Origin of the sequence: Caballeronia sp. GAFFF1 (assembly GCF_023630705.1) — a bacterium.
In the GTDB taxonomy this organism is placed as follows: Bacteria; Pseudomonadota; Gammaproteobacteria; order Burkholderiales; family Burkholderiaceae; genus Caballeronia.
Window position 1 is genome coordinate 447,392 of sequence record NZ_JALQEM010000041.1, and the last position, 9,719, is coordinate 457,110.

Below are 9,719 nucleotides of genomic sequence, written 5' to 3' on the forward strand. Positions count from 1 at the left end.
CTCTCGGGCAAGTGGGCAGTTGCACTCAGCGCACGAAAGCGTATCGGGGGGATGTGTAAGCAGTGTGACCGGCGCGCGACGGGCCGGCGCATGGCATCTGCAAGAAGTTGCCGCGTTCAGCTAGCCGCGGTCTGTTCGGTGTCTGCGGCGGCGCCGGTGTCCGTGGCGGTCGACCGCTCGACGGGCACTCGCACGGCGGACTCCCACCGCTCGTAGCCGCACGCCTCGCACGGCCGGTCCGGACGCTCGTCCGACTGCACCGTGACGCCGCAGCTCCAGCACGAGAAATAGCCCTTCGCGCCGATGGCGTCGAGCAGCGACTGCTCCATGTCCGGCCGCACGGTAAGCCCCGGCAAAGGCTCCTTTCGCCACACGATGCTGATGGCCCCCGACGCCTCCATGTACACGCGGCGCAGTTGCCCGAGATGCGCGACGTTCGCCGCCCTCAACTCGGAAGCGAGCATCTCGCGCGAGACCTGGCTGGCTTTGAGTTCATCGAGCAGTATGCGGCCGTCTTTCACGAGAATCGTGACGTCGCCCTGCTCCAGCACTTCGAATCTGCGCCAGCGAAGGCCGGCTCTCGCGCTGAGGCGTTGCAGCGCGACCACCGCGAGCAGCACGACGGCGGCCGGCAGCACGCCCTGCGACGACACCTGAATCGGCACGCCGATGGCCGCGCCCAGCATCAGAATGACGGCGAGTTCCGTAATGCTCAGCTGCGCCGCGACGCGCTTGCCCATCATGCGCATGGCGACGAGCAGCATCAGGTACATGACCACCGCTCGCGGGATGACCTCGATGAGAAAGGCCCACGGCCCGTCGCCGATCAGCAGTCGCTCGATGAAAGGCATCAGCGCTCCACTTCGGTCACGGCATAGGTCCACTCGCGCGATCCGCAGTTGTCGCAGCGCAGATCGTCGGCGTGGCCGCTTTCGTCGGTCCGGACCGTGTTGCCGCACTGGAGGCACGCGGAGCAGCCCGGCACGCGGGCTTCGTCGCGCAATTCCTCGTCGATGGCGGGCAGCACCGACAACCCCGGTTTCGCGGGCCGCGCGGGGATCAACGAGAACGCGCCCGAAGGCTCCATGTAGAGGCGGCTGATCTGGCCGAGATGCTGCCAGCCCGCGAGCCGCATCGCTTCGTAGACCTTCTCGCGGGGCATCGCGGCGCGCGCCAGCTCGGCGCGTTCGAGCCGCCCTTCGCGCGCGAGCAGCGTGACATCGGTCGATATCAGCGTCTCCACGCGCCGATGCGTGATGCCCGCCGACGCGATGATGCGCTGGAGCGCGACCGCGACGAGCGCGATCAGAAACGGCGGCAGCATGCCGCGATTCGCGGCTTGCAACGGCACGCCGATGGCCGCGGCCAGCGTCACGACGATCGAGATCTCGAAGAGCGTGAACTGCGCGGCGACGCGCCGGCCCAGCAAGCGCATCGCGATGACGAGCAGCACGTAAGTCGCGCAGGTTCGGAGCAGCACTTCCAGCAGAAAGTGCCATGACGCGTTGCCGAACAGGAAGCGATGCCAGTCGGTCAGTCTGAACGGAGGGGATTGCAAAGCGGCACCTGACAGCATGTCGAGTGCGGAGCAAGGCGCATTTGGCGTGCCTGAAACGCGGGCGCATCGAGGTGACGAGCGCGTCAGGCACACGTCCTGCGATGCACTGCAAAAAAACCGCGCGCGCCGCGCCTCGCTGCGCGCCACCGAACCCGCAAGACGATTCATGCCCAAGCCATCCAAGCAAAAAGTACCCGAATTCGAGAGCCGGCAGGAAATACTCACGGCCCGACGCAACGCCAAGATGGCCCGCTCGACGCACGCCTATGTGCGCGGTAACACCTCGAAGTTCTACGACTGGCTCGAACAGGCGGAGATACGCGGCTTGCCGCAAGGCCCGGCCATCTGGATTTGCGGCGACTGCCACACCGGCAATCTAGGCCCCGTGGCGGACGCCAACAAGCGCATCGAGATTCAGATACGCGATCTGGACCAGACGGTCATTGGCAATCCGGTGCATGACCTGATCCGGCTCGGCCTCTCGCTCGCGACCACGGCGCGCGGCTCTGCGCTGCCGGGCGTCACCACTATCAACATGATCGAAGCGCTGTTCGAAGGCTACGCGCTCGCCTTCGACTTCGACACCGACAGCGACGCCGACGACATTTGCCGCAAGCCCGAAGTCGTGCGCGTGGTCATGCGCGAAGCGGTGCGCCGTTCGTGGAAGCATCTGGCGCTGGAACGTCTCGATGACACGCAGCCGACCATCCCGTACGGAAGCCGCTTCTGGCCCGTCAACAAGGACGAGCGCGCGGAGATCGAAGCGCTCTTTCAGAAGGAGACGCTCGCCAAGCTCGCGACGAGCCTTCGCGGTCGTCCGGATACCGGCAAAGTCACCGTGCTCGACGCCGCCTACTGGGTGAAAGGCTGCAGTTCGCTCGGACGCCTGCGTTACGCCGTGCTGCTCGATGTGGACGGCGGCGTGGTCGAAGGCGACGATCTGTGCCTCATCGACATCAAGGAAGGCGTGAAGGCCGCCGCGCCGCGCTATCCCGGCACGAACATGCCGCGCGACAACGCGGAACGCGTGGTCGAAGGCGCGCGCAACCTGTCGCCGCATCTCGGCGAGCGCATGCGATCCGCGACCTTGCAAGGACGTCCCGTGATTCTGCGCGAACTGCTGCCGCAGGACCTGAAACTCGAAATCGAGCACATCGGGCCAACGGAAGCGATGGAAGTGGCGCGCTATCTCGCGTTCGTCGTGGGTCAGGCGCACGCCCGGCAGATGGACCGCGCCACGCGCAAAAGCTGGCTCGCCGAACTCAAGCGCACGAAGCCCAAATCCATCGACGCGCCGTTGTGGCTGTGGAGCAGCATCGTGGAACTGGTCGGGAGCCACGAGGTGGGCTATCTCGAACACTGCCGGCGCTACGCGCTCGCGGCGGCCTGACCTGCGCCCGGGCACGCGAAATGCGGCGCTACATCACATCGAGCAATTTGGATTAGACGAGGACGCAATGCAGAACGCAGAAGGCAATCCGTCACAGCAACAGCAAAAGGAAATGGCGGCGAAGAGCCCCGCCAAAACGCCCGCGACCGGCACGGCTTCTCCCGACGCCGCAACGCAGGCGAAAGAGTTCGGCAGCACGAAACACGCGGGCTCGGCCGAACCGGGCCCGGCCGACGAGAACGGCGCGCTGCCGTCGATAGACGATCGCGCGGCCAGCAACGGCTCGCGCGACCCGGTGCAGGAAGCGGCGAGCCGCATCCGCGCGGTCGACGACGAAGGCATGGAGTCCACCGACGACACCGTAGACGCTGACGCGAAGTCGATCGAGGCGAGCCGCGATATGTCCGGCTGGCACGACAACGTGATCTCGTCGAACGCGACGCTGTCCAATAACGTGCGCGCGCCGGCACGCGGACTCGGCGGCATCGACAGCCGTCCGACCGGCAATGTGCCGCCCATTCTGCCCAAGCGCGGCTATCGCGTGGTGTTCAGCGAGACGCTTTACGAGCAGGAGATGAACGGCTCGAAGACATCGCATGTGTTCAGCTTCGAGCGTGTCGGGGATGCCTGAGCGCTAATGAGCGCGGCGATTCGAACCATCGACTTTGGTGAAGGAGAAGAAAGTGGGCTTGTTCAAACGTCATCGTGAGCAAGGCGGCGTCTCGACCGGCCTGTATGTATCCGAGTTCGAGCAGTTCCTCAACCGGCTCAAAGAGGACCATCCGGACATGGACCGGAACCAGATGCTCGGGCGCGCGCTCCTGTGGGACAAGCTGCCGCGCCTGCCGGACTCGCCCGATTCGGTCGGCAAGGAAGGCAAGCTGCGCCAGCCCTCGTACGTCTATTACAGCGACCTCGACTAGCGTCCGGCGGGTCTGAACCCGCCATGCGCGCTTGCCATGCGCGCGCCCGGATTGTCCTGGGCGATGCGCAGTCGCTCGCGCGTCTGAAGCCGCGGCCTCCCCTTGCCCGGCGCATGCCTATCGCGCAACCTCGCTGCGCGTCTTCTCACGCATCTTCCGCCTGTTTCTCGCGCTTTTCCGCAGCCGGTCGGGCGTCATTCGACGCCGGGCAAGCAAGCCGCTAGAATGGTCCGTTCGGAGACGCCCCACCAAAATCATGCTCATTGCCGCTTTCTGGTCAGCGGGGTCAGCGAGCCAAAAGAACCGATGACGAATGTCATGCGCAATAGCGAGAACCCGCCAGGCGGCATCCGCCCCGACTGGGCACGCGTCTGGATCGATTCCACGACCAATCTGGCGGCGTTCTGCCTGACGCCGGAAGGCTACGTGTCGACCTGGAATCCGGGCGGCACGGCCATTTACGGCTATGCGCCCGAAGAAATCATCGGACAGCACTACTCGGTCTTTTTCCCGGAAGACGGCCGCGACAGCGCGACGCTCGAAAACGAATTGCGCGAAGCGCGCGCGCACCACAGCTTCGAAACGGAAGGATGGCGCAGGCGCAAGGACGGGTCCGTGTTCTGGGCGAGCGTGCTCACCACGGCGCTCGTCGAGGCGGACGGGTCGCTCATCGGCTTCGTGAAGATTGTCCGCGACGAAAGCGACAAGCGAAAGGCGCACGACGCGGTAATCGAAAGCGAGCGTCGCTTTCGTCTGCTCGTCGAGGGCGTGACGGACTACTCCATCTTCATGCTCTCGCCCGAAGGGCTCGTGACCAACTGGAACAGCGGCGCGCGGCGCATCAAGGGCTATACCGCCGAGGAAATCATCGGCTCGCACTTTTCGCGCTTCTATTCGCCGGAAGATGCGGCGGCCGGCCTGCCGCAGCGCGCGCTGCGCATTGCCGCCCGCGAGGGACGGTTCGAATCCGAAGGCTGGCGCCTGCGCCGCGACGGCACGCGCTTCTGGGCGCACGTGATCGTGGACGCCATCCGCGACGAAACCGGCACGCTGATCGGCTTCGCGAAGATCACGCGCGATGTCACGGAAAAGCGCGAAGCGGATCAGCTTCTCGAAGAGACGCGCGCCGCGCTGTTGCAGGCGCAAAAGATGGAAGCCATCGGCAAACTGACGGGCGGCGTCGCGCACGACTTCAACAACGTTTTGCAAGTGCTGCGCGGCAATCTCGAACTCCTGCGCAGCCGTTGCCTGGGCGACAACTGGAGCATGGACCGCTTAAGCAATGCGATCGATGCCGTCGAGCGCGGCGCGAAGCTCGCGTCGCAATTGCTCGCGTTCGGCCGCAGACAAGCGCTGCGGCCCGTGTCCGTGAATCTCGCCTCGATGGTGCGCGGCATGGACGACCTGCTGCGCCGCGCGCTCGGCGAAACCATTCAGGTGGAGACGGTGGTCTCCGGCGGGCTATGGAATGCGTACGTCGACTTGCATCAACTGGAGAACGTGCTGCTCAACCTGGCCATCAACGCGCGCGACGCGATGCCGGACGGCGGCAAGCTCACGCTCGAACTCGCCAATGCGATGCTCGACGACCGCTACGTGCGCACGCTTTCCGACGTGCCGGCGGGACAGTACGTGATGCTCGGCGTGACCGATACGGGCGTCGGCATGCCGCCCGAAGTATTGGAGCGCGCATTCGATCCTTTCTTCAGCACGAAGCCGGAAGGCGAAGGCACCGGGCTCGGCCTCAGCATGGCATATGGCTTCATCAAGCAGAGCGGCGGGCATATCCGCATCTACAGCGAAGTCGGGCACGGCACCACGGTGCGGGTCTACTTGCCGCGATCGCTGGTGGAAGCGCTCGAACCCACCACGTGGCGCAACGCGCCGGTGAGGGGCGGCACGGAAACGATACTCGTCGTCGAGGACGACCAGAAGGTGCAGTCGACCGTCATCGAGATGCTGACGGACCTGGGCTACCACGTGCTCAAGGCCGACAATGCCGATCAGGCGCTCGTCGTGTTGAGCAGCGGCGTGCACATCGATCTCGTCTTCACCGATGTCGTGATGCCCGGCTCGCTCAAGAGCCCCGAGATGGCGCGCCGCGCCGTGAAGATGCAGCCGAATCTGCGCGTGCTCTTCACGTCCGGCTACACGCACAATGCGATCGTTCACGGGGGACGCCTCGATCCCGGCGTCGAACTGTTGAGCAAGCCCTACAGCCGCGAAGATCTGGCCTCGAAGATTCGGCAGATGCTCGGGACTCCGAATCAATCGCCCGAAACAAGTCGTGCCGAACCCGCACCTTCCGCCACGCCGGCTGCTGCTAAACGCGTGCTCGTGGTTGAAGACGACCGCTTCGCACGCGAAGCCGTGAGCGAGCTGCTCGTGATGCTCGGTCATCGCGCGGTGAGCACGGCCAATGTGAGCGAGGCGCTCGAAGCGCTGTCGCACGACGCTTTCGACGTGCTGCTGACCGACGTCAATCTGCCCGATATGGCGGGCACCGAACTGGCGCGGCGCGCCGTCGAACGCTGCCCCGGCATGCGCGTGATCTTCGCCTCCGGAGACAGCGTGCTCGACAACGAAGCGCAGGGGTTCGAGTGGCAGGCGCTGCGCAAGCCGTACACGCTCGAACAACTCGAAGCAGCGTTGCGCGACGAAGGCCGCGCGAGCGGCCAGCAATGAATGAACGGGCCGGCGCTGCGCCGGCCCGTTCACCGCATCACGACCTTACGCGGCCGTGACTTCGATGCGCCGTGGCTTGGCTTCCTCGCGGCGCGGCAGCGTCAGCTTCAGCACGCCGTCCTTGAGCGTCGCTTCGATTTTCGACGTATCGAAGTCTTCGCTCACGGTGAACGTGCGCGAGAAGTACGGCGCGCGCACTTCCGCATGCGCGAGGCGCAGACTGGGCGGCACCGGCACGACCGACTCGCCTTCGATGACGAGACTGCCGTCGTGCACCTTCACATCGAGCCGGTCCTTCGAGACGCCCGGCAGGTCCGCCCACAATGTGACGCCCTGCACGTCCTCGACGATATCGACATTCGGCGCGAGCGTCGTGCGGCGCCGTTCCTGGCTGGACTCCTGACGAGCCACAGCGCCTTTTTCGCGTTCCGCGATCTGAGTGTTGTCGCTCATGATGTCACCTCTTGTTTCGCTCATTGAACAGTGATCGCACGCGGCTTCGATGCCTCGCGCTTGCCGACCGAGATCAGCAAGCAACCATCGACATAACGCGCCTGCACCTTGTCCGGATCGGCCTGCTGCGGCAGTTCGATCACGCGACGGAAGGCGCCGTTGAAGCGCTCCTGCGCGTACTCGCGTGCGCCTTCGGGCAGGTCGCGCTCGCGCGTCGCGCGTTCGCCGGCAATGTTGAGCAAGCCCTTGTCGATGGACACGTCGAGCTTCGTGGTGTCGAGGCCCGGCGCGAACGCGACGATCTCGATGGTGTCATCGGTCGAACCGATGTTGACGGGCGGGAACACGCCGGGACGGCTCGATCGCAGGCTTCTCGGGAAGCCGTCGAACACGCTGGACAGTTGCCGCTGCACTCTCTCCAGTTCGCTGAAGAGATCGGCCGCAGTGAATGCTTCGTTCATTTTCGCTCTCCTCCGGCGGCAAGAGGGAAGCTGCATGCGCTTCAGCTTTAGCTGCCCCATGCCGCGGACAATTAAGGTTGAAACACGCAGCGCTCATGGCGAGCGGCTGCCTTTACGAGGCCAATATATGAAACGCCGCAAAATTTTCAAGGGGCCGGGCGTGCGCTTAGACGCTTGAAAACAGGGGCGTCGCCCATACCATCCGCGCACCAGGTCACAAGGAGAATGTCGTGGAATTCGATACCGACTGGAGAACGCTCGGACGGCATCGCATCAAGCTGCGTTCCACCCGGGGCTTTCCCACCGAGATCATGAATCAGCTCGCCGAAGTGGCCCGCCTCGCGGTGGATCACAATATGAGCGCCCGGGCGCGGATCGTCGAGATCGTCTTTCGGCACGAGAAGGTGCACGACATCACCGTGGGAACGACGATCGCCGAAGACCGCGTCTGCGCGCCGCAACTGGAAGCTGCCATCGCCGCCGTGTTCGGACTCATGCCGGAACAGATCAATCTCTTCGTGCAGACGGTCACGCAGGAGGAAGTGGACCTGCACTTCGGCGTCTACGAAAGGATGCTCGCGGAGAAGCTCGGGACGGTCGCGCCGATACATTGACTCCCTGCCCACCGGCTTGCGCTCGCTCGCGAGCGGCACAGTGCTTGCGCGGTCCGTTGTTCGGATGGCCGTCGCGCAACCCGCGCGAAGGCGGCCGTCTTCGAGCGGACGAATCAGCGTGCCGCGAATCTGCGATGGAGAAGCCGATGAACTCAGACGATACCCCGGCCAATGTCACGCCGCCGTCGGAAGAAGTGCGCCTGTCCGCGGTACAGGAAGAACTCGCGGTCGGCGTGCGCACGACCGAGACCGGCTCGGTGCGCGTGCGCAAGGTCGTGCATGAGGAAATGCAACCCGTTTCGATGCGCCTCTCCACGCAGCAAGTGGAAGTGAGGCGCGTGGCAGTGAATCGGCCTGTCGAGGAGCGCAGCGAACCGCGTCGCGAAGGCGATACGCTCGTCATACCGGTATACGAATATGTGCCGGTGGTCAGGATGCAACTGACGTTGAAAGAAGAGGTGTACGTGCAGACGACCGAGACGCAACACGACGTCGTGCACCAGGTTCTTGTGAATTCTGAGGAACTCGTCGTAGAGCGGCGCGAGGGGCCGGACGGCGAATGGAAGCGCGATCCGCAGGCAGGCTGATGCACGCGCGGGAACGCGCGTTGCGATCCTCATCGCACGCGCTTCAACCCCGGCTTGCGTACGCCTTTTTCTCGGAGATGCTGCTATGACTCAGACTATCATTGGTGTATTCAATACGCTTCAGGACGCCGAACTCGCTCAGACCCGCCTCGAAGCAGAAGGCATCGCGCGCGCGGACATGAGCGTGCATTCGAATGATGCCGGCTCGTCGATGACGACCGGCACCGCCACGAGCGATGTTGCGACGGACCGTCCGATCGGCGAAGCGCATGAAGGCGCGATGGGCCGCATCGAACACTTCTTCAAGAACCTCTTCGGCGACGACGACCGCCCGGAAGAGATCGGTCATTATCAGGAAGCGGTACGCCGTGGCAGCGCGTTGCTGTCGGTGGACGTGCCCGACGGAATGGAAACCGAACGCGTGCGCGACGCGCTGTATGCGGCCGGCGCAATCGACATCGACTCGCGCGTGGCGCAATGGCGCAATACGGGTTACACGGGCTATGACCGCAACGCACCCGCCTACACCGCGGATGAAGTTGCAGCGGAACGCCAGGCTTTCCCGGTCGTGCAGGAGTCGCTCGAAGTCGGCAAGCGTGAAGTGCAAACGGGCGGCGTGCGCGTGTACTCGCGCCTGACCGAAACGCCGGTCAGCGAGTCGGTGAACCTGCATGAAGAACACGCGAGCATCGAGCGCCGCGCAGTGGACCGTCCCGCGACGGCGGCGGACCTGAAGGAAGGCTTCGTCGAGATCAAGGAAACGGCTGAACAGCCGGTCGTCGCGAAGACGGCGCGCGTGGTCGAGGAAGTGGTCGTCGGCAAGGAAAGCTCCAACCGCACGGAGACGATCACGGATACCGTCCGCGGCACCGAAGTGGAAGTGGAACGCACCGCGGGCGTGGAAGGCACGACCACGGGCATCGAAGGGACCACGGGCGTGACCGGTACCAAGAAGAACCCGCTGTAACGTCAGCATGACGTCGGCCCGGTCGCGTCATGCACGCGGCCGGGCGTCCTTGTCGAATCAGATGCAAGAAATAGTTGACTG

General features: G+C 64.6%; 11 protein-coding genes. 7 read left to right on the plus strand and 4 right to left on the minus strand.

Features of this window, described 5'->3' with window-relative positions:
• Window positions 1–116 precede the first annotated feature (116 nt).
• Window positions 117–851: a DUF421 domain-containing protein gene (locus NCR37_RS27385; RefSeq protein ID WP_250475939.1), complete on the minus strand. Its 735-nt coding sequence runs from the start codon at window positions 849–851 to the stop codon at window positions 117–119.
• Window positions 851–1,558 (minus strand): YetF domain-containing protein, encoded by a 708-nt coding sequence (locus NCR37_RS27390; RefSeq protein ID WP_250475940.1) that lies wholly within the window; start codon window positions 1,556–1,558, stop codon window positions 851–853. The genes NCR37_RS27385 and NCR37_RS27390 overlap by 1 nt, the downstream gene beginning before the upstream one ends.
• A gap of 166 nt (window positions 1,559–1,724) precedes the next feature.
• Between NCR37_RS27390 and NCR37_RS27395 the strand changes: the two genes are divergently transcribed.
• The 4 genes from NCR37_RS27395 to NCR37_RS27410 all read left to right on the plus strand — a co-directional run bounded on the left by NCR37_RS27395 (window position 1,725) and on the right by NCR37_RS27410 (window position 6,556).
• Window positions 1,725–2,948 (plus strand): DUF2252 domain-containing protein, encoded by a 1,224-nt coding sequence (locus NCR37_RS27395; protein ID WP_250475941.1) that lies wholly within the window; start codon window positions 1,725–1,727, stop codon window positions 2,946–2,948.
• A 67-nt stretch (window positions 2,949–3,015) separates the two neighbouring features.
• Window positions 3,016–3,579, plus strand: coding sequence for a DUF3005 domain-containing protein (locus tag NCR37_RS27400; RefSeq protein WP_250475942.1), 564 nt, complete (start codon window positions 3,016–3,018; stop codon window positions 3,577–3,579).
• A gap of 52 nt (window positions 3,580–3,631) precedes the next feature.
• Window positions 3,632–3,871 (plus strand): DUF3460 family protein, encoded by a 240-nt coding sequence (locus tag NCR37_RS27405; RefSeq protein ID WP_244851245.1) that lies wholly within the window; start codon window positions 3,632–3,634, stop codon window positions 3,869–3,871.
• Between the two features lie 306 nt (window positions 3,872–4,177).
• Entirely contained in the window at window positions 4,178–6,556 is a 2,379-nt protein-coding gene (locus NCR37_RS27410; RefSeq protein WP_250475943.1) for a hybrid sensor histidine kinase/response regulator, read from the plus strand.
• A gap of 45 nt (window positions 6,557–6,601) precedes the next feature.
• Here NCR37_RS27410 and NCR37_RS27415 read toward each other — a convergent pair whose 3' ends face one another.
• Both NCR37_RS27415 and NCR37_RS27420 read right to left on the minus strand, forming a co-directional pair.
• Window positions 6,602–7,009, minus strand: a complete 408-nt coding sequence (locus tag NCR37_RS27415) for an Hsp20/alpha crystallin family protein (protein WP_250475944.1) — start codon at window positions 7,007–7,009, stop codon at window positions 6,602–6,604.
• Between the two features lie 20 nt (window positions 7,010–7,029).
• Entirely contained in the window at window positions 7,030–7,470 is a 441-nt protein-coding gene (locus tag NCR37_RS27420; protein WP_250475945.1) for an Hsp20/alpha crystallin family protein, read from the minus strand.
• Window positions 7,471–7,700: 230 nt separating this feature from the next.
• Between NCR37_RS27420 and NCR37_RS27425 the strand changes: the two genes are divergently transcribed.
• The 3 genes from NCR37_RS27425 (at window position 7,701) to NCR37_RS27435 (ending at window position 9,638) form a co-directional block, all read left to right on the plus strand.
• Window positions 7,701–8,084: a hypothetical protein gene (locus NCR37_RS27425; RefSeq protein WP_250475946.1), complete on the plus strand. Its 384-nt coding sequence runs from the start codon at window positions 7,701–7,703 to the stop codon at window positions 8,082–8,084.
• A gap of 146 nt (window positions 8,085–8,230) precedes the next feature.
• The gene (locus NCR37_RS27430) at window positions 8,231–8,671 is read left to right on the plus strand and encodes a YsnF/AvaK domain-containing protein (protein WP_250475947.1); all 441 of its coding nucleotides are present in this window, start codon (window positions 8,231–8,233) and stop codon (window positions 8,669–8,671) included.
• A gap of 85 nt (window positions 8,672–8,756) precedes the next feature.
• On the plus strand, window positions 8,757–9,638 hold the full coding sequence (locus NCR37_RS27435; protein WP_250475948.1) for a YsnF/AvaK domain-containing protein: 882 nt from the start codon (window positions 8,757–8,759) through the stop codon (window positions 9,636–9,638).
• The last annotated feature ends 81 nt before the right edge of the window (window positions 9,639–9,719 follow it).